The 18,783-nt window shown below is 62.6% G+C and carries 17 protein-coding genes; 5 read left to right on the top strand and 12 right to left on the bottom strand.

What is annotated here, in order from left to right; genetic code table 11:
- Positions 1–89: 89 nt before the first annotated feature.
- The 4 genes from AC0L25_RS14695 to cysG are packed head-to-tail and all read right to left on the bottom strand — an operon-like array spanning position 90 to position 4,300.
- Positions 90–854, bottom strand: coding sequence for a phosphoadenylyl-sulfate reductase (locus AC0L25_RS14695; protein ID WP_473596154.1), 765 nt, complete (start codon positions 852–854; stop codon positions 90–92).
- Positions 829–2,499, bottom strand: coding sequence for a nitrite/sulfite reductase (locus AC0L25_RS14700; RefSeq protein ID WP_473596155.1), 1,671 nt, complete (start codon positions 2,497–2,499; stop codon positions 829–831). The genes AC0L25_RS14695 and AC0L25_RS14700 overlap by 26 nt, the downstream gene beginning before the upstream one ends.
- A gap of 47 nt (positions 2,500–2,546) precedes the next feature.
- A complete protein-coding gene (locus tag AC0L25_RS14705; protein WP_473596156.1) occupies positions 2,547–2,852 on the bottom strand; it encodes a DUF2849 domain-containing protein in 306 nt (101 codons plus the stop codon).
- The gene (gene cysG / locus AC0L25_RS14710; protein WP_473596157.1) at positions 2,849–4,300 is read right to left on the bottom strand and encodes a siroheme synthase CysG; all 1,452 of its coding nucleotides are present in this window, start codon (positions 4,298–4,300) and stop codon (positions 2,849–2,851) included. Before cysG ends, AC0L25_RS14705 begins: the two co-directional genes overlap by 4 nt.
- A gap of 394 nt (positions 4,301–4,694) precedes the next feature.
- Between cysG and AC0L25_RS14715 the strand changes: the two genes are divergently transcribed.
- On the top strand, positions 4,695–5,144 hold the full coding sequence (locus tag AC0L25_RS14715; RefSeq protein WP_473596158.1) for a baeRF12 domain-containing protein: 450 nt from the start codon (positions 4,695–4,697) through the stop codon (positions 5,142–5,144).
- Positions 5,145–5,336: 192 nt separating this feature from the next.
- Positions 5,337–7,127, top strand: a complete 1,791-nt coding sequence (locus AC0L25_RS14720; protein ID WP_473596159.1) for a cation:proton antiporter domain-containing protein — start codon at positions 5,337–5,339, stop codon at positions 7,125–7,127.
- A 21-nt stretch (positions 7,128–7,148) separates the two neighbouring features.
- On the opposite strand, the gene AC0L25_RS14725 is transcribed toward AC0L25_RS14720, so the two are convergent.
- Both AC0L25_RS14725 and AC0L25_RS14730 read right to left on the bottom strand, forming a co-directional pair.
- Positions 7,149–7,901: an SDR family NAD(P)-dependent oxidoreductase gene (locus AC0L25_RS14725; protein WP_027153080.1), complete on the bottom strand. Its 753-nt coding sequence runs from the start codon at positions 7,899–7,901 to the stop codon at positions 7,149–7,151.
- A gap of 53 nt (positions 7,902–7,954) precedes the next feature.
- A complete protein-coding gene (locus AC0L25_RS14730) occupies positions 7,955–10,210 on the bottom strand; it encodes a transglycosylase domain-containing protein (RefSeq protein ID WP_473596160.1) in 2,256 nt (751 codons plus the stop codon).
- Positions 10,211–10,385: 175 nt separating this feature from the next.
- On the opposite strand from AC0L25_RS14730, the gene AC0L25_RS14735 reads away from it, so the two are divergent.
- On the top strand, positions 10,386–10,529 hold the full coding sequence (locus tag AC0L25_RS14735) for a hypothetical protein (protein WP_473596161.1): 144 nt from the start codon (positions 10,386–10,388) through the stop codon (positions 10,527–10,529).
- 142 nt (positions 10,530–10,671) lie between these two features.
- Positions 10,672–10,980 carry a hypothetical protein gene (locus tag AC0L25_RS14740; RefSeq protein WP_473596162.1) on the top strand — a complete coding sequence of 103 codons (309 nt, stop codon included), beginning with the start codon at positions 10,672–10,674 and terminating at the stop codon, positions 10,978–10,980.
- Between the two features lie 508 nt (positions 10,981–11,488).
- On the opposite strand, the gene AC0L25_RS14745 is transcribed toward AC0L25_RS14740, so the two are convergent.
- The 6 genes from AC0L25_RS14745 to AC0L25_RS14770 form a co-directional block, all read right to left on the bottom strand.
- Entirely contained in the window at positions 11,489–11,884 is a 396-nt protein-coding gene (locus AC0L25_RS14745; protein WP_473596163.1) for a hypothetical protein, read from the bottom strand.
- Between the two features lie 204 nt (positions 11,885–12,088).
- Positions 12,089–12,235 (bottom strand): hypothetical protein, encoded by a 147-nt coding sequence (locus AC0L25_RS14750; RefSeq protein ID WP_473596164.1) that lies wholly within the window; start codon positions 12,233–12,235, stop codon positions 12,089–12,091.
- A gap of 26 nt (positions 12,236–12,261) precedes the next feature.
- Positions 12,262–12,516 carry a GlsB/YeaQ/YmgE family stress response membrane protein gene (locus tag AC0L25_RS14755; protein ID WP_473596165.1) on the bottom strand — a complete coding sequence of 85 codons (255 nt, stop codon included), beginning with the start codon at positions 12,514–12,516 and terminating at the stop codon, positions 12,262–12,264.
- A gap of 105 nt (positions 12,517–12,621) precedes the next feature.
- Positions 12,622–12,870, bottom strand: coding sequence for a hypothetical protein (locus tag AC0L25_RS14760; protein ID WP_095496888.1), 249 nt, complete (start codon positions 12,868–12,870; stop codon positions 12,622–12,624).
- 51 nt (positions 12,871–12,921) lie between these two features.
- Positions 12,922–13,542: a ribonuclease D gene (locus AC0L25_RS14765; RefSeq protein WP_473596166.1), complete on the bottom strand. Its 621-nt coding sequence runs from the start codon at positions 13,540–13,542 to the stop codon at positions 12,922–12,924.
- Between the two features lie 196 nt (positions 13,543–13,738).
- Positions 13,739–15,124, bottom strand: a complete 1,386-nt coding sequence (locus tag AC0L25_RS14770; RefSeq protein ID WP_473596167.1) for a M20/M25/M40 family metallo-hydrolase — start codon at positions 15,122–15,124, stop codon at positions 13,739–13,741.
- Positions 15,125–15,527: 403 nt separating this feature from the next.
- Between AC0L25_RS14770 and polA the strand changes: the two genes are divergently transcribed.
- A complete protein-coding gene (gene polA / locus AC0L25_RS14775; protein WP_473596168.1) occupies positions 15,528–18,494 on the top strand; it encodes a DNA polymerase I in 2,967 nt (988 codons plus the stop codon).
- Positions 18,495–18,783 lie beyond the last annotated feature (289 nt).

Consider the following 18,783-nt stretch of genomic DNA (forward strand, 5'->3'; position numbering starts at 1 on the left):
CCGAGAACCGGAGCGGAGCGTACTTAGAGTACGCGAGCACCGGAAGCGCAGGAAGCACCGTTCGCAGGCCGGCTGAATATCAACATACTCTAAAGCGATGCGTCGGTCAGCGACTTTTCCAGCCCCGACAAATGGATGCCGCACTCGGTCTTGGCGTGCCCTGCCCAGCGGCCGCTGCGCGCGTCCTCGCCCGGCTGCACCGGCTGCGTGCATGGGAAGCAGCCTATCGACAGATAGCCATAGGCAACCAACGGATTTTCACGCAGCGCATGCGCGCGCATATAGTTGGCCTGGTCAGCGGTCGTCCAATGCGCCAGCGGATTGATGCGGATGCGCGAACCGACCGCCTCGAACACCGGAAGCGCTGCCCGCGTCGTCGCCTGAAAACGCTTGCGGCCGGTGAACCAGGCGCGGAACGGCTCAACGCCCCGCGCCAGCGGCTCGACCTTGCGGACGTCGCAGCAGGCGTCAGTGTCGGTCTCGTTCAGATTGCCGGTCGGATCGATCCGTTCGAGCGCCGCTTCTTCAGGCGTGATCACCCGGATGTCGGTCAGCCCGAAATCGGCAACGAGCGCGTCGCGATAGCCGAGCGTCTCCTCGAAATGCTTGCCGGTGTCGAGGAAGATCACCGGCAAAGTCCGGTCGATCTTAGCGATCATGTGCAGCAGCACCGCCGAATCCGCGCCAAAGGACGAAACCGCGGCGATTTCGCCGCGAAAGAACTCCCGGGCCGACCGCTCGATGATCTCAAGCGGCTTCAGATGACCATAGAGCGCATCGAGCCCCGCCGCTTCGGCGGCGATGCCGGCCTCGACGTCGACGATACGATCAAGCGGCCTTGGCTTCGCCAGCATAGAGCGCCTCCTTGAACGGCGCGGGACCGACACGGCGGTAGGCGTCGATGAATTTTTCGGTTCTGTCCAGTCGAAGCCCGAGATAGGTCTCGACGATCTGTTCGATGGCGTCGGTGATCTCTGCCGAGCTGAAGCCGCGACCGATGATCTCACCGACCGAGGTGTTCTCGTCGGCCGAGCCGCCGAGCGTGACCTGATAGAGTTCGGCGCCCTTCTTCTCGACGCCGAGGATGCCGATATGGCCGACATGGTGATGACCGCAGGCGTTGATGCAGCCGGAAATCTTCAGCTTCAATTCACCGATCTCGCGCTGCCGCTCGAGCGAAGCGAAACGAAGCGAGATTTCTTGTGCTACCGGAATGGAGCGCGCCGTGGCCAGCGCGCAATAATCGAGGCCAGGGCAGGAGATGATGTCTGATATCAGGTTGGAATTGGCCGTCGCCAGTCCGATGTTGACCAGCGCGTCATAGACCGCCTTGAGGTCGGCGCGCGCGACATGCGGCAGGATCAGGTTCTGCTCGTGGCTGACGCGCAGCTCATCGAATGCATATTTCTCGGCGAGGTCGGCGATCGCTTCCATCTGGCTGTCGGAGGCATCGCCCGGCGCTTCGCCGATGCCCTTGAGCGAAATCGTCACGGCGGCATAATCGGGATGGCGGTGGGTCACCACGTTCTGATCGAGCCATTCCGAAAAGCCCTTGGAATCGAGACGGGCAAGCTTGACAGCTTCGTCGCCTTCCGGCCGGTCGGCCAGCGCCGGTGGCGCGAAATAGGCATCGATGGCGCGGATGTCGGCTTCCGGCAGCTTTAGATCCGCATCCTTCAGCTCCTGCCATTCGGCCTCGACCTGACGGGTGATCTCCTCGACCCCCGTCTCGTGGACGAGGATCTTGATGCGTGCCTTGTATTTGTTGTCGCGGCGGCCGTAGAGGTTGTAAACGCGCAGGATCGCCGTGCAGTAGGATAGAAGGTCGGCCTCGGGCAGGAAGTCGCGGATTTTCTTGGCGATCATCGGCGTGCGGCCCTGGCCGCCGCCGACATAGACGGCGAAACCGAGTTCTCCGGCAGCGTTCTTCTTCAAATGCAGGCCGATGTCATGCGTCTGGATGGCGGCGCGGTCGCGCTCGGCACCGGTCACCGCGATCTTGAATTTTCTCGGCAGGAACGAGAACTCCGGATGCACCGACGACCATTGGCGCAGGATTTCCGCATAGGGGCGCGGATCGGCCACCTCGTCGGCGGCGGCACCGGCGAAGTGGTCGGCGGTGACGTTGCGGATGCAGTTGCCGCTGGTCTGGATGGCGTGCATTTCGACACTCGCCAGATCGGCCAGGATCGCCGGAATGTCCGACAGCGCCGGCCAGTTGAACTGGACGTTCTGGCGCGTCGTGAAATGGCCGTAGCCCTTGTCGTATTTGCGTGCGATGTGGCCGAGCATGCGCAGCTGCTTGCTGTTCAGCGTGCCGTAAGGCACCGCGATGCGCAGCATGTAGGCATGCAACTGCAGGTAGACGCCGTTCATCAGCCGCAGCGGCCGGAATTGATCCTCGGTGATCTCGCCGGCAAGCCGCCGCGCGACCTGATCGCTGAACTCGGCGACGCGGGCCTGGACGAAATCGTGATCGAACTCATCGTAACGGTACATGTTCTGGTCTTTCCGGGCGCGTCCGCCCGTTTATTCATAATAGTCGTTTACGCCGCCCGGGCGGCTTCCGGGCGGGCCTGCTTGCCCAGGTCGTTGCGGTTGGTCGGGCCGGCGGCGCGGATCTTTTCACGCAGCCGGACCGGCTCGACCACACCATTGGCGACGGTCACGTCGATCAGATTGACGTCGACCACTTCATTGTTGGCATAGGCCGCGGCGCCGATCGCCTCCAGTCGGTCTTCAGCCGCCTTGTCATGGGCGAGATCGGCATTGTCGATGGTCTCGGCCCAGCCGCCATTGGCGTACCAGACGGCCTCGCCGTCGGTCAGGCGGTTTGCGGTCAGAACTTTCATCGTTCAGCTCCTTCGGCGGCTGTTTGGGGCGCGCCCTCATGCCTGTGCGCCGCAAGCGGCTCGGAATGGTCAAAGTTGGCGCCGGCGACTGCATCGCCGATGATCGTCATGACCGGGCCGGTAAGGTCGGCGCGGGCCTCCAGCGACGGCAGGTCGGCCAGCGTGCCGTGGAAACGGCGGCGGTTGGCAAGGCTGGCATTCTCGACCACGGCGACCGCCGTATCCGGCGACAGGCCAGCCTCGATCAGCCGGCCGGCAACCTCGGCCGCGACTGAGCGGCCCATATAGACGGCGACCGTGGCGCCGGAAATGGCGAGCTTGGCCCAGTCGGGCAGCGAATTTCCCTTGAGGTCGTGGCCGGTGGTGAACACCATCGACGACGACACGCCGCGCAGCGTCAGCGGCAACTCGAAATCGGCGGCGGCGGCGAAGGCCGCGGTGACGCCCGGAACCACCTCATAGGCAATGCCGGCATCGCGCAGCGCCGCCATTTCCTCGCCCGCCCGGCCGAACACCAGTGGATCGCCGGACTTCAACCGCACGACGCGCTTGCCATCGCGGCCAAGTTCGATCAGCAGCGCGTTTATCTCGGCCTGGATCTTGGTGTGGCAGCCCTTGCGTTTGCCCACCGGCAGACGCTCGGCGTCGCGACGGCCCATGGCGACGATCGCCTCCGGCACCAGCGCATCATGGACGATGACATCGGCTTCCATCAGCAGGCGGTGAGCGCGCAGCGTCAGCAGGTCCTCAGCGCCGGGACCCGCGCCGACCAGAGAGATGTGGCCCGATGCCGGCGCATTCGAAAGCAACAGGTCGACGGCCGCGTCATGCGCCTGCGAAAGCTGGCCGGCGTCCATGGCGCGGGCCGGTGCGCCGCCGAAAAAGACGCTCCAGAAGCGGCGGCGGGCATTGCCTTTCGGCAGCAATCTCTCAGCGGTGCCGCGCAACGAGGCGGCAAGTGAAGCAAGCGGCCCAAGCGACGGCGACAGCATGCGGTCGATGCGGCTGCGCAGCATCTGAGCAAGCACCGGGCCCGCCCCTTCGGTGCCGATGGCAATGGCGACCGGCGCGCGGTTGACCAGCGCCGGGGTGAAGAAATCACACAGCTCCGGCCGGTCGACGGCATTGACCGGAATGCCCAGCCGGCGCGCATCCTCGGCAACGCGCCGGTCGAGCGCCTCATTGCCGCTGGCGGCAAACACCATCACCGCGCCTTCAAGATGCGCGGCATCGTAGGCGGCAGCGATGTGGACGGCGCCATTCGCGGCGATGAAGGCCAGCAACTCGGCCTCGGCGGCATCGGCTATGATGCGCAGCACGGCGCTCGACTGGCCGATCAGCCGCGCCTTGGCCAGAGCCTCCTCGCCGTCGCCGACGATGGCAACGGTTTCGCCCTCGACCCGCATGAAGACGGGAAAGGCGTTGAGCTTGGCGGTGGCCTGCGGCATGGCGAGCGGAATCCTGAATTCGCTTTCAGTTCTACGCGCGAGCGCGAAAAAGCAGAAGGAACGCACTCGCGCATCGCTTCGTGCGAAGCAATCGCTTTTCCGCAAGCACTGGAGGCAGGAGAAAAAAATTCCACACCCACGAGTGGAGCGGATCCACACCGCTGTTGCGAGCCTTGATCTGCGGCCGTTCTAGCGACAAGTGAGACATGTTACAAAACACTTTTTTCTAAATTATACCAATCTAGTTTGACTAAAGCTGCGATGGGCTGAACACCGGAACATTCCTGCCTTGGCGCGCGTTTGCCCTGCGAATCCGAGCATGGCTGTTCAGCTGCGGCAATGGCTCCAGAGACGGGCCTAGAGAACCATGAAAAACAGAAAAAAGGAGCGCTCCGTGGATAACCTCAAGCTGAAACGCGGACTGTGGATCGTGGTGGCCGACGGCGAGAAGGCGCTGTTCCTCGAGAACCATGGTGACACCCAATATCCCGACCTTCAGGTCGTGCAGGAAATGGAACAGGCAAATCCGGCGACGCGAGAGCAAGGTTCGGACCGCCCCGGCCGCTACAGCGACGGCCCTTCCGCCCACCGTAGCGCAGTCGAGGACACTGACTGGCATAGACTCGGCAAGGAGCGTTTTGCCGACGAAATTGCCGAGCGGCTGTACAAGCTCGCGCATCGCGGCGCCTTCAAGGAGATGGTGCTGATCGCACCGCCGCAGGTGCTGGGCGACATGCGTCGAAAACTGCACAAGGAAGTTGCCGAGAAAATCACAGTGGAAATTCCGAAGACGCTGACCAACCACACCATCGTCGACATCGAAAACCTGCTGCAGGCGGCCTGATCGCGGCATCAAGGCGCTCAGGCCCTTCTTTTGCAGCAACCCCCCGAGGCGGCTCGCCTTCTGTCATCCCTGTCGTGGATTTCATGGCATTTGCGGGTTGCCTCGCGGCCATCCGAGCCGCCATATTGCAAAGGCGGCTGCCTCGGCGGTGCATATCCGACATCGTGATTTTTGAAAGGCGCTCCATAGACCATGCCGCATGACACGCCCCTTATCGCCACAATCGTCGCCGGTCTGGGGCTGGCTTTCGTCTTCGGCGCAATTGCCAATCGCTTCCGCATCCCGCCGCTGGTCGGTTACCTCATCGCCGGCGTGCTTGTCGGGCCGAACACGCCTGGCTTCGTCGCCGATGCCGGCCTTGCCAATGAGCTGGCCGAAATCGGCGTGATCCTGTTGATGTTCGGCGTCGGCCTGCATTTCTCGCTGAAGGACTTGTTGTCGGTCCGCGCCATCGCCGTGCCCGGCGCCATCGTGCAGATCGGCTTCGCGACAGCGCTCGGCGCCGCTCTTGCCTGGATGCTCGGCTGGTCGATGGGCGCGGGGCTGGTCTTCGGGCTGGCGCTTTCCGTCGCCTCGACCGTAGTGCTGTTGCGTGCCTTGCAGGAACGGCGGCTGATCGAGACGGAGCGCGGCCGCATTGCTGTCGGCTGGCTGATCGTCGAGGACCTGGCCATGGTGCTGGCGCTGGTACTGCTGCCGGCGCTGGCCGGTGTGCTGGGCGGTCAGGAGCCGGTGGAGATCCATAGCAGCGGCCTGCTGTCGCTGCCGGCGAGCTACGGCGTTTGGGGTGTCGTCGGCATCACGCTGGCCAAGGTCGCCGCCTTTGTAGTCGTCATGCTGGTGGTCGGCCGCCGGGTCATCCCCTGGATCCTGCACTACGTCGCCCATACCGGGTCGCGTGAATTGTTCCGGCTGGCGGTGCTGGCCATCGCGCTCGGCGTCGCCTTCGGCGCGGCCAAGCTATTCGGCGTCTCGTTGGCGTTGGGCGCTTTCTTCGCCGGCATGATCATGAGCGAATCGGCGCTCAGCCATCGAGCGGCCGAGGAATCGCTGCCGCTGCGCGACGCGTTTTCCGTGCTGTTCTTCGTTTCGGTCGGCATGCTGTTTGACCCGTTCAGCCTGATCAGCAATGGCTGGCCGATCCTGGCGACACTGGTCATCATCGTCATCGGCAAATCGCTGGCGGCCTTCGCTATCGTCGTCGCCTTCCGCTATCCGATCCCGACCGCATTGATGATTTCGGCAAGCCTTGCCCAGATCGGCGAATTCTCGTTCATTCTGGCCGAGCTCGGCGTCGGGCTGAAGCTGCTGCCCGAACAAGGACGCGACCTCATCCTCGCCGGTGCTATCCTGTCGATCGTCCTCAACCCGCTGATGTTCCTTGCCGTCGACTGGATGAAACCATGGCTGGAAAGGCGCGCCGGCAAGGCGGCCTCGCTCGACGAGGCAAAGCCGATCGGCCCCGCGACGGAGCCAGGCCAGCTGGCTTCGGTTGCGGAGCCGGTGAAAGAGGACGGCCCTCCGCCCAGGACAGCGCTTACCGGCCATTCCATCCTGGTCGGCTATGGCCGTGTCGGCAGCCTTGTCGGCGCGTCATTGACGGAGGCCGCCCTGCCGTTCCTCGTCATCGAGGATGCCGACAAGACGCTGGCGAAGCTCAGGGACGACGACATGGAAACCGTGTCCGGCAATGCGGCGAACAGCGAGGTGTTCGCCGCAGCCAATCCCGAGGGCGCGAAGCGGCTGATCCTCGCCATCCCCAACGCCTTCGAGGCGGGACAGATCGTGCTACGCGCCCGCGCCGCCAACCCGAAGATCAACGTCATTGCCCGCGCCCATTCCGATGCCGAGGTCGAGCATCTCAAGGGGCTCGGAGCCGACACCGTCATCATGGGTGAGCGCGAGATCGCGCGGGGGATTGTGGAAGAGGTGATGGAAGGCAAGGCAGAGGGGCCCAAAGAGCCGAAAGCACCGATTGCTTAGCCCTCGATCGCCAGCGTTCGCTCACACGTGCTGGCCGCCATTGATGTGGATTTCCGAGCCCGTCACATAGGACGCCTGCTGCGAGCACAGGAAGAAGATGATGTCGGCGACTTCCGCCGTGGTGCCCAGCCGCCGTAGTGGAATCGTCTCGACGATCTTTTCCGTGCCCGGCGACAGGATCGCCGTGTCGATCTCGCCGGGTGCGATGGCGTTGACTCGGATGCCGTGCGGCCCGAAATCATGCGCCATTTCGCGCGTCAGCGAGCCGAGCGCGGCCTTTGACGTCGCATAGGCGGTGCCGGCAAAGGGATGCACCCGGGTGCCGGCGATCGAGGTGACGTTGACGATCGACCCTTTGGCCGACGCCAATTCCCTAAACAATCCCCGCGCCAGCATGATCGGCGCGAAGAAATTGACCTGGAACACGTCGCGCCAGACATGCATCGGCGTGTCGATCGAATTCATGCGGCTGTTGCCGTCCTTGAGCTTCGGCGAGATGCCGGCATTGTTGACCAGCGCATGAAGCTGGCCGCCATGCGCCTCCAGCCGGTGGCGGATTTCCGAGATCGCGATGCCGACATCCTCCTGGTCGGCGAGATCGACCTTGATGTGGTCTTCCGGACCGGCCGGCCACGGGCAGTCCTCGGCAAAGGCCTGGCGCGAGCAGGTGATGACGCGCCAGCCTTCTCGTGAAAAGCGCTTGACCGTGGCGTGGCCGATGCCGCGGCTGGCGCCGGTCAGCACGATGGTCTTTCTGGTGTCGGTTTCGGCCATTCGCGATCTCCAAACGGGAGATGTAGCGGAACACGGCAGCGATGACGAGGGGGTCAGCCGCCGGTGAGGATGTCGAGGATCGAGGTCTGCCGCTTCTTGACCGGGCCGCCGACATCGCCGGGCGGCACCGGGCGCTTGATCGATGCGGTGGTGCCGCCACCGCCCGGCATGCCGAAGCCTGCGGCATCGACCGTTTCGGCGGGACGCACGGCGCGAGGCGATGACGCTTTTTTGGCAGACGGCGCGGATTGGCCAACCGACGCGGACGGCACCGGGGCCGGTTGCGCGGTGTTGGACGGTATTTCGTCCTGCACGATCGTATCCGCGGGCGTCGACCTCCATGTTCCAGGCAGCGGCCGCACCGGCACGCCTTCGTGCGCGGCGACCATGAACTCATGCCAGGCCTGCGCCGGCAGCGCGCCGCCGGTGACCTTCTTCATCGGACCGCCATCGTCATTGCCGAACCAGACGCCGGTGGTGAGATTGGCGGTATAGCCGATGAACCAGGCGTCGCGCGAATTCTGGCTGGTGCCGGTCTTGCCGGCGGCCGGCCAGGCAAAGGCCGCCTTCCTGGCAGTGCCGATTTCGACGGTGCCGGTCATCATCGAATTCATCATCCCCACGATCTCGGGCTTGACGACGCGCGGGGCGCCGCCGTCATTATTGTCGTAGAGCACCTTGCCGCCGGCTGTCGTCACGCGGCGGATGAAATGGACGTCCGGCCGATAGCCGCCATTGGCGAAGGGGACATAGGCCGACGTCAATTCCAGCGGTGTCACTTCAGAGGTGCCGAGCGCGATCGAGGTATTGGCCGTGAGGTCGGACCCGATACCCATGCGATGCGCCGCCTCGACGACCGCGTCAGGTCCGACTTCCATGGTCAGCTGGGCGGCCACCGAGTTCAGCGATTTCGCCAGCGCCGTCGCCAGCGTCACCTTGCCGAAATACTTGCCGCCGTAATTGGTTGGCGTCCATTTGCCTATTCTGATCGGCGCGTCATTGCGCACGCTGTCGGGCGTACGGCCGGCCTCCAGCGCCGCCATGTAAACAAAGGGCTTGAACGCCGAGCCCGGCTGGCGGCGCGCCTCCGAGGCGCGGTCGAACTGGCTAGTCGAATAATCATAGCCGCCGACCATGGCGCGTACCGCGCCGGAATTGTCTATCGACACCAGCACGCCCTGGCTGGCATTGAGCTTTTTGCCGCTCCCGTCGATCAGCCGGCGGATCGATTGTTCGGCGAGCTTCTGCAGCGTGAGGTCGACGGTGGTGTCGACGATGATGTCGCCGCGCACGTCGCCGATCAGGTCGGGCAGTTCTTCCACGATGGTGTCGGCGACATAGTTTTCCGAGCCCGTCCAGTAGGATGCCACCCGCGACGCCGGCGCGGTCATCGCAGTGGTCAACTCCTTGGCGCTGATCTTGCCTTCGTCGCGCATGGCGGCGAGAACGAGCTGCGCGCGCTGCTCGGCCGCCTTCGGGTCACGCGCCGGAGACAGTCGCGACGGCGCCTTCAACAGGCCAGCGAGGAGTGCAGCCTCGGACAGCGTGACATCACGCGCGCTCTTGCCGAAATACCGGCGTGAGGCCGCTTCGACACCATAGGCTCCGGAGCCGAAATAAACCCGGTTGAGATACATTTCGAGGATCTGGTCCTTGGTGTGCTTTTGCTCGAGCCACAGCGCCAAAAGCACTTCCTGCACCTTGCGTTCCAGCGTGCGGTCGGGTGTCAGGAACAGGTTTTTCGCCAATTGCTGGGTCAGCGTCGAGCCGCCTTGCGAAAAACGCCCGCCGAGAACGTTGGCCACCATGGCTCTAGACAAACCGATCGGATCGATGCCCAAATGCGAGTAGAAGCGGCGATCCTCAATGGCGATGACGGCCTCGGGAATATAGGTCGACATTTCATGCAGGCCGACGGCTTCGCCGCCGCTCATGCCGCGATTGGCGAGCAGTTTTCCGTCGACCGAGACGATCCTGATATTGGGTGCGCGGTCGGGAATGGCCCAGGTGGTGGCCGCCGGCATTTTCGCACCGTAATAGACGACGATGCCGGCGGTGGCGATGCCACCCCAAATGGCCAGGACGAAGCACCAGTAGGCCAACCGGCCGAGCACGCTGAACAGGCCGCGCCGGCTTTTACCGCGTCCGCGACGCGACGATCTTGTCTTGGCCGATTGGCGCTTTGCAGAGGTCTTGCGGTTGCTCGGCACGACGCGATCCTCCTCGCTCACCGAAAAACCGGCCGAGGATTTCGCCTGTGGCGGTCCCTCGAAGCTCGGTTCGATGCGGCTGTCTCTGCGGTTCGCCATGCGCTGTGCTGTCTGTCCCGATGCCTGTCGCATCGGCCCGAAAATCGGAATCGATTTTCGGAAAGCACGATGCGAAGCTTCAAAGTCTAGAGCGTATTGTGCCTCCGAACGGACGCACGTCGCTCCATGGCGTTCGGGGTGAAGAGTAGTTGCGGCGATTTAAGGGCGGGTTAAAATGACCGTTCAGCAGGCCTTTGAAATTCCATACGAATTCCTAAATCTGTTACCGCCCGTCACCGCTCTGTTCGCGTCGCCTGATTCTGGCATCGGCAAAACAGTCTGCGGCCTCGAGCGCGGTCATATTTCTCTGTCTGGCTGATGTCGGAGTGGCCAGCGACCTTGCGGGGCGTCATCCAGGCTGGCGGCAGATGAAGCGGCTGATGACCTACAAGCCCATGAAGATCGATGGCAAGACCACCGAGCGGTTACGGAGCGAGCTATGACTACCTTGGTAGGTTGACATGAAGAAGATGCTGATCTTCAGCACAGTGCTGGCGATGCTGCTAGTGACCCTCTTTGCAACACGCTCCGATAACGCTCACTGGCAAGCGAAAGTCGACGAATTCCGTCAATTCCAAGGACATGCCGACATCGTCATGTTTGGTGATTCTCTCACTGCGAGTGGCCATTGGCAGGAGATGTTTCCCAGACTGTCAATAATCAATCGCGGCATATCTGGTGAACGCGTCGACAGCGCGCTCCTAAGGCTCGACCAGATTACGGCAGCAGAGCCCCGGCTCGTTTTTCATGCTAGGGGTAAACGATATTAGCAGGTCAGCTAGCCCTGACGACGTCGCTACATCCTACGGCAAGATCATTGAACGGTTGGCGGATGTGGACAGCATCGTTGTCCAGTCACCGTTGTTTACGAGCAGCGAGGTTCACAACGCAGCAATAAAGCGGTTGAACAGCGCGCACATGGCTCTTTGCTCAAACGCCACCAATTGCCGGTTTCTGGACCTCAACGCATCCCTCTCCCGAAACGTAGCCTCCGGCCGGAGTTCACGACCGATGGGGTCCACCTTAACGGGGACGGCTATCGGATCTGGGAGAACCAGATTCGCCCAATTATGGCTGCATCCTGAAGCGCTAGATCCAGGCGATTTCTCACCCCGCCGCCCTCTGGTGGGCGCGAACCTGGCCGCGCGTCTATGAAGATAGCCGCAGTCTATGCTCGTCATTAGAGCGCGACCGGTAAAGTAGGTTTTGCGTCCGATCGCGCTCTAAACCATTGAATTGGCGGATGACCTTGTCACAAAGTCATTCAACCCTGGCGGATCATTCGTTACCAATCGCAGCGCGAACGGAAAGCGCTGCCCAGGATGATTGCATCGTCTCGCCCACATGGCAGTAGCAGACAATTTCGTGGAGCTCATTGTCGGTCAATTCGAAGAAACGCTTCGCTTCGCCATAGGTGTCGTCTTTCAGCCCCTCATCGCGCAGGATCGGATCCTCGAAGGCAACCGATATTGGCGAGCCCTCGCCACGCATATTTTCGCGCTCGGGCGACGAACGATATTCGGTCCCGATAAGCGCGGTAAGGAGTCGGTCGGGCTGCCGTTCAAGAAGTTTTGACCAACGTTCGAGACGTTGGGTTCGATCCATTCCAGGAGGTGTTGGGTCTCTATGTACCTTTGCCACCGTATGCAGTTGGTCCAGTGTTTGGTGCCTCATGGCAACCTCCTAATAGTAGGTGGGTTGGCCCCAAACTCCCTGTATCAAGATCATACCGCGGATGTGTCGATACGTCACTCTCATTCCATATCCAGCTTGGCTTCTCTCCGGGTGCGTCGAAGGATGGAGCGGCCCCTGCCTTATCGTCAATTTTCGGCCTGATGGGTAGGTCGTCGGCACCTTTGCCGCGCCAACCCGGCGCACTCAGTTCTGCTGGATCGAAATGCCTTTGTCGTCGATCTTGAGTTCCACGCCCTCCGGCCTGGTTTGCTCGCGATAGACATAGACGCCGAGCGCGATGACCACGACGACGAGCGCGCCGATGATGAGATACAGCATGTTCTGTTTCATGGCGCGCCCTTGATGTGCTTCGAGGATCAGGCCTGCTTCACCAGCTTGATCAACACGAGCAGGATGACCGCGCCGATCGTGGCGTGGACGATGGAGGCAAATATACCACCGCCTATGGCGAACCCCAGCCTTGGGAAGAGCCAGCCGGCGATGAAGGCACCGACAATGCCGACGGCGATATTGCCGACAAGACCGAGGCCGAAACCCTTGACCATCAGGCCGGCGAGCCAACCGGCGATGGCGCCGATGATGATGAAGACAAGCAGGCTCTCAGTACCCATTGCAGATCCCTCCTGAGCGAATGATCGCGGAGCAGAGAGCTCCGAATCGACCTCCGATTGCAACAGGTCCAACCTATTGGAAAGATGCCGGCCCCGCCAGCGGCGTCATTCGTCGTCATCATCCCCGGATGCAGGCCGCCAGCTGATCGGTTCGATCTTCCTTTGCGTATGGCCGTCCGTATACGCCCACCAGCCGGTGTCGTTCTCGTCCCAGTCGCCGCCGGCCGCCTTCAGGCGGTCGAGCGACCGGTACTGCGCGATGGATTCGTTCATCACGCCGTCGCTGTCCTTCCAGTAGACGGTGACCTTGGAGCCATCCTTGGGCGCTGTTTCGATTGGTTTTCTGGCAGCCATTTCATCCCCTCCATGGACCGACAGAACGTCGCGGCCAACACCTGGTTCACCTTAGCTGTGGGCGAAGATGTCTGCCTCATCCCAGCCCATCAGGTCGAGTTTCGCACGCGTGGGCAGGAAGCGGAAGCAGGCCTCGGCCTCCTTGCTCCGGTTGTCGCGCGCCAGCCGCGCCGTCAGCACATCACGCAGCTGGTGAAGATAGAGCACGTCGGAGGCCGCGTATTCGAGTTGTTCGGGTGACAGCGTCTCCGCCGCCCAGTCCGATGATTGCTGCGCCTTCGACAGACTGACGCCGAGAAGCTCAAAGCAGATGTCCTTCAGCCCGTGCCGGTCGGTGTAGGTTCGGGTAAGCCGCGAGGCGATCTTGGTGCAGAACACCGGCTCCGGCATGACGCCGAAGGCGTGGTAGAGCACGGCGAGATCGAAACGGCCGAAATGGAACAGCTTGGTTATGCTGCGGTTCTTGAGCAGGCTGACGAGGTTCGGCGCCTTCTTCTGGCCGGGCGCGATCTGGATGACGTCGGCGGAACCGTCGCCCGGCGAGATCTGCACCACGCAAAGCCGGTCGCGATGCGGATTGAGCCCCAGCGTCTCCGTGTCGATGGCGACCGCCCCGACGTCGTAGTGCAAGAGCCCCGGCAGATCGTTCTTATGGAAGCGGATATCGCTCATCGTCTTCTCCGGTCGCGACTGGACGCGCGTCGCTCTAATGCATGTCGCGCAAAAGTGTGCAGCGGTTTTGCGATAACGACATGCATAAAACAACAACCTAAAGCGCGTCGCATCAGGCAGATCAAACGCGACGCGCTTTAGCCCGTCCTTGCCGCGATCCGATGAAAAATCAACAGAAAGTTGAATTCTCGCCCACTCAGCGTGTCAGCGCATCGAGAATGCGCGCCCAGGAGCGCTGGCCCTTGTGGAATGAACTCATCTCGTACTTCTCGTTCGGCGAATGGATGCGGTCATCGTCAAGCCCGAAACCAACCAGCAACGATTCGATACCGAGATAGGTCTGGAAATCGCCGACCACCGGGATTGAGCCGCCGCTTCCCGTCGTCACCGCCGGCTTCGGCCACTCGTCGGACAGCGCGTCCTTGGCCTTGGCAAGAAATGGCGAGTCGTAGGAAAGCTGGATCGCCGGCGAGCCGCCATGCGGGTGGAAATCGACTGAGCAGTCGGCCGGGATGCGCTCCCTGACGAAGGCCTGAAAAGCGGCGCGAATCTTCTGGGGATTCTGCTTGTGGACGAGGCGGAAGGACACTTTTGCCGAGGCTTCCGCCGCGATCACCGTCTTGAACCCCTTGCCGGTATAGCCGCCGATAATGCCGTTGAACTCGGCCGTCGGCCGCGCCCAGGTGAGTTCGAGCACCGAGCGGCCCTTTTCGCCGGAAGGGATCGACAGCCCGACAGGCCCAAGGAATGTCTCGGCGGTCTCGCCGAGCGTCTCCCATGACTTCAGGATCTGCGAAGGCGTCTCCTCGACACCGTCATAGAACCCCGGAATGGTGACATGGCCGTGCTTGTCGTGGATGTCGGCCAGGATTCTGGCCAGGATGCGGATTGGATTGGCGGCAGCACCGCCATAGAGACCAGAATGCAAGTCGCGGTCGGCGGCCTTCACCGTGATCTCTTCGCCGACCAGCCCGCGCAGAGCGACGCAGATGGACGGCGTATCGCGGTCCCACATGCCGGTGTCGCAGACAAGGGCGAAGTCGGCCTTGAGTTCGGCCGCATTTGCCTCGAGGAACGGCTTCAGCGATGGCGAGCCGGACTCCTCCTCGCCTTCAAACAGGATTGTGATGCGGCACGGCAGCCCGCCATGCACTTGCTTCCAGGCGCGGCAAGCCTCGACGAAGGTCATCAGCTGCCCCTTGTCGTCGGCCGAACCACGTCCCGTGATCACCTGATGGCCGGCCTCGATCTGCTTCACCGAAGGTGCGAACGGATCGCTTTCCCAAAGCTCGATCGGGTCGACCGGCTGCACGTCGTAATGGCCATAGAACAGGACATGCGGCGCGCCCGCCGGCCCGTCATGGTGCGCCACCACCATCGGATGGCCAGGCGTGTCACGCACGCCGGCGTCGAAGCCGATCAGCTTGAGTTCCGCCACCAGCCATTCCGCCGCCTTGCGGCAGTCTGCGGCATAGGTCGGGTCGGTCGAGATCGACTTGATCCTGAGTAGGCCGAACAGGCGCTCCAGGCTCTCGTCGAGGTTGTTGTCGAGGCGGTCGAGGACGGGAGAAATTCTGGACATTCTTATCAGGCCTTTCGATTCTGAGCGGCAACCCTAAAGCTGCGAGGCAGAAACGAAAAGCCGGCGGTCGTTGGACCACGGGTTTCAAAGAGCAAAAAAATGCCGCCGTGGTGGAGGGGGAACCACGGCGGCCTTTACTCGAAACGATGCGGCAGCCCGGAGAGGGGGATAGGCTGCCGCAAGTGTCCGGGATAGGCGGGGGACGGGCCTTGCTCCGGACCTCGGCGAAAAATGCCGATGGCGTTTATCTGTGTCTCCGAACGTGGCGATTCAAGGGCACGAAGATTACACTTTCGTAACATACCCGTGATCGGATCGACTTGTCAGGGATGTCGCCGGAACCGGTGGTTGAGGCCGCCTTTGGCATGGACCACGACGCCGCGCCGCGCTATCCCTTCGTCCCATGAAAAAAGGCGATCATCTCTTCCTTGTCGACGGCTCCGGCTACATCTTCCGTGCCTATCACGCGCTACCGCCGCTGACCCGAAAATCCGACGGGCTGCCGACCAGTGCCGTGCTCGGCTTCTGCAACATGGTCTGGAAACTGACGCAGGACGCCCGCAACACCGATGTCGGCATCGTGCCGACGCATTTCGCCGTGATATTCGACTATTCGTCGAAAACCTTCCGCAACGACCTCTACCCCGAATACAAGGCCAACCGCTCGGCACCGCCGGAAGATCTGATCCCGCAGTTCGGCCTGATCCGCCAGGCGACCAGGGCCTTCAACCTGCCCTGTCTCGAGACAGAAGGCTACGAGGCCGACGACCTGATCGCCACCTATTGCCGGCTTGCCTGCGAAGCCGGCGGCGACACCACCATCATTTCCTCCGACAAGGATCTGATGCAACTGGTCGGCCCTTCGGTCGCCATGTACGACCCGATGAAGGACCGCCAGATCGGCGTTCCCGAGGTGATCGAGAAATGGGGCGTGCCGCCGGAAAAGATGATCGACCTGCAGGCGCTGACCGGCGATTCGGTCGACAATGTGCCGGGCGTGCCCGGCATCGGGCCGAAGACCGCGGCGCAATTGCTGGAACAGTTCGGCGATCTCGATACGCTGCTCGCCCGTGCCACCGAGATCAAGCAGGACAAGCGGCGCGAATCGATCATTGCCAACGCCGACAAGGCGCGCATTTCGCGTGAACTGGTGACGCTGAAGAATGACGTGCCGGGGATCAGCGGACTCGACGATTTCGTATTGCATCCGCCCGACGGACCAAAGCTGATCGGCTTCCTCAAGACGATGGAATTCTCCTCGCTGACCCGCCGCGTGGCGGAAGCGACCGGAACGGAAGCGGCTGATGTCGAGGCCGTTCCCGTCATTATCGAGCGCGCCGATACCGCGCATGGTCCCGATGTCGGGTTTGGCGTGCCAGTAGCCGCCGAAAGCGCGGCTGGCGCAGTGACAGACGAGGCCGGGGAAGCGGTGCCGGCCACCGTCAAGGTGGAACGCAAGGAAGGTGACACCCCTTCGCTTCTCTCGGCGCTTCGCTTCGAGGACGCCACCGCCAGCAAGATCGACACCAGCTCCTACGTCTGCATCCGCGACACAGCAGTGCTGAAGGCATGGGTGGCCGAGGCGATGGAGACCGGCATCGTCGCCTTCGACACCGAGACCAATTCAGCCGATCCGATGCGGGCCGAGTTGATCGGCCTGTCCATGGCCACCGAGCCCGGTCGCGCCGCCTATGTGCCGCTCGCTCATAAAAGCGGCAATGGCGACCTGCTCGGCGGCGGAATGGTCGAAAACCAGATCCCGATCCGTGAGGCGCTTGGCATCCTGAAGCCGTTGCTGGAGGACAAGTCGGTTCTCAAGATCGTGCAGGAGCTGAAATACGACCTTGTCGTCATGAGCCGCCACGGCATCGATGTCGCCCCCTTCGACGACACCATGCTGATTTCCTACGTGCTCGACGCAGGCACGTCCGGCGGCCACAGCATGGCGGCTCTGTCGGAAAAGTGGCTCGGCCACTCGACCATTACTCTCAAGGAGCTGGCCGGCTCTGGAAGAAGCTTCGTCGGCTTCGACCAGGTCAATATCGACAAGGCAACGGCCTATGCCGCGGAGCACGCCGATGTGACGCTCAGGCTCTGGCGGGTGCTGAAGCCAAGGCTTGCCGCCAAGGGCCTTGTCTCGGTCTACGAGCGGCTGGAACGGCCGCTGGTGCCGGTGCTGGCAAGGATGGAGCAGCGCGGCATCTCCGTCGACCGGCAGATCCTGTCGCGGCTCTCCGGCGAACTGGCACAGGGCGCCGCGCGGCTGGAGGATGAAATCTACCAGCTCGTCGGCGAACGCATCAATATCGGCTCGCCAAAACAGCTCGGCGACATCCTGTTCGGCAGGATGGGCCTGCCCGGCGGCTCCAAGACCAAGACCGGCCAATGGTCGACCTCGGCGCAGCTCCTGGAAGACCTCGCCGCAGAAGGCCACGAGCTGCCGCGCAAGATCGTCGACTGGCGCCAGCTGACCAAATTGAAATCGACCTATACCGATGCGCTGCCCGGTTTCGTCCATCCCGATACGAAGCGCGTCCACACCTCATACGCGCTTGCCGCGACGACGACGGGACGGCTGTCATCCTCCGATCCCAACCTGCAGAACATTCCGGTACGCACCATCGAGGGGCGGAAGATCAGGACGGCCTTCATCGCCGACAAGGGCAACAAGCTGGTTTCCGCCGACTACAGCCAGATCGAGCTACGCGTGCTCGCCCATGTCGCCGAGATCCCGCAGCTCAAGCAGGCGTTTGCCGACGGCGCCGACATCCATGCCATCACCGCGTCGGAGATGTTCAACGTGCCGGTCGAGGGCATGCCCTCGGAGATACGCCGCCGCGCCAAGGCGATCAATTTTGGCATCATCTACGGCATTTCCGCCTTTGGCCTTGCCAACCAGCTGTCGATCCCGCGCGAGGAGGCCGGCGCCTATATCAAGAAATATTTCGAACGCTTCCCGGGCATCCGCGACTATATCGACGCGACCAAGGCCTATGCCCGCGAATACGGCTATGTCGAAACGATCTTCGGCCGCCGGATTCACTATCCGGAGATACGGTCGTCGAACCCTTCAGTCCGTGCCTTCAACGAGCGCGCCTCGATCAATGCCCGGCTGCAGGGCACCGCGGCCGACATCATCCGCCGCGCCATGATCCGCATGGACGATGCGCTGGAAAAGGCGAAGCTTTCGGCCCGCATGCTGCTGCAAGTACATGATGAGCTGGTCTTCGAGACGGCCGAAGCGGAGGTCGAGGCGACGATCCCCGTCGTGCGCCATGTGATGGAGAACGCCGCGATGCCGGCGGTCTCGATGTCGGTGCCGCTGCACGTCGACGCCCGCGCCGCCGACAATTGGGAAGAGGCGCATTAGGGCCTCATGCGGATGTCCGCGGCCTACCAGTTGCGATCTGTAGCGATCCTTGGCGCCCCCCTCTGTCCTGCCGGACATCTCCCCCACACGGGGGGAGATCGGCCGTTATCCCGGCTTTCGCCAATCTCCAACGGAGCAAGATGGTTGCAGCGTCGAAGCTGCCAATCTCCCCCTCGTGGGGGAGATGTCCGGCAGGACAGAGGGGGGCGCTTCCCATAGGCGCTAACTTAGGGCACGAGCGTTATCCTTGCTGCGGCGGATTGGCTTTTTCGTCGCCTCGGTGGATCGC

It is taken from the genome of Mesorhizobium sp. WSM4813 (assembly GCF_055811555.1).

Bases quoted from the DNA above. Each gene is read 5' to 3' on its own strand.
- AC0L25_RS14695 (WP_473596154.1), bottom strand. From the start codon at position 854: ATGCTGGCGAAGCCAAGGCCGCTTGATCGTATCGTCGACGTCGAGGCC.
- AC0L25_RS14700 (WP_473596155.1), bottom strand. From the start codon at position 2,499: ATGTACCGTTACGATGAGTTCGATCACGATTTCGTCCAGGCCCGCGTC.
- AC0L25_RS14705 (WP_473596156.1), bottom strand. From the start codon at position 2,852: ATGAAAGTTCTGACCGCAAACCGCCTGACCGACGGCGAGGCCGTCTGG.
- cysG (WP_473596157.1), bottom strand. From the start codon at position 4,300: ATGCCGCAGGCCACCGCCAAGCTCAACGCCTTTCCCGTCTTCATGCGG.
- AC0L25_RS14720 (WP_473596159.1), top strand. From the start codon at position 5,337: ATGCCGCATGACACGCCCCTTATCGCCACAATCGTCGCCGGTCTGGGG.
- AC0L25_RS14725 (WP_027153080.1), bottom strand. From the start codon at position 7,901: ATGGCCGAAACCGACACCAGAAAGACCATCGTGCTGACCGGCGCCAGC.
- AC0L25_RS14730 (WP_473596160.1), bottom strand. From the start codon at position 10,210: ATGGCGAACCGCAGAGACAGCCGCATCGAACCGAGCTTCGAGGGACCG.
- AC0L25_RS14735 (WP_473596161.1), top strand. From the start codon at position 10,386: ATGACCGTTCAGCAGGCCTTTGAAATTCCATACGAATTCCTAAATCTG.
- AC0L25_RS14740 (WP_473596162.1), top strand. From the start codon at position 10,672: ATGAAGAAGATGCTGATCTTCAGCACAGTGCTGGCGATGCTGCTAGTG.
- AC0L25_RS14745 (WP_473596163.1), bottom strand. From the start codon at position 11,884: ATGAGGCACCAAACACTGGACCAACTGCATACGGTGGCAAAGGTACAT.
- AC0L25_RS14750 (WP_473596164.1), bottom strand. From the start codon at position 12,235: ATGAAACAGAACATGCTGTATCTCATCATCGGCGCGCTCGTCGTCGTG.
- AC0L25_RS14755 (WP_473596165.1), bottom strand. From the start codon at position 12,516: ATGGGTACTGAGAGCCTGCTTGTCTTCATCATCATCGGCGCCATCGCC.
- AC0L25_RS14760 (WP_095496888.1), bottom strand. From the start codon at position 12,870: ATGGCTGCCAGAAAACCAATCGAAACAGCGCCCAAGGATGGCTCCAAG.
- AC0L25_RS14765 (WP_473596166.1), bottom strand. From the start codon at position 13,542: ATGAGCGATATCCGCTTCCATAAGAACGATCTGCCGGGGCTCTTGCAC.
- AC0L25_RS14770 (WP_473596167.1), bottom strand. From the start codon at position 15,124: ATGTCCAGAATTTCTCCCGTCCTCGACCGCCTCGACAACAACCTCGAC.
- polA (WP_473596168.1), top strand. From the start codon at position 15,528: ATGAAAAAAGGCGATCATCTCTTCCTTGTCGACGGCTCCGGCTACATC.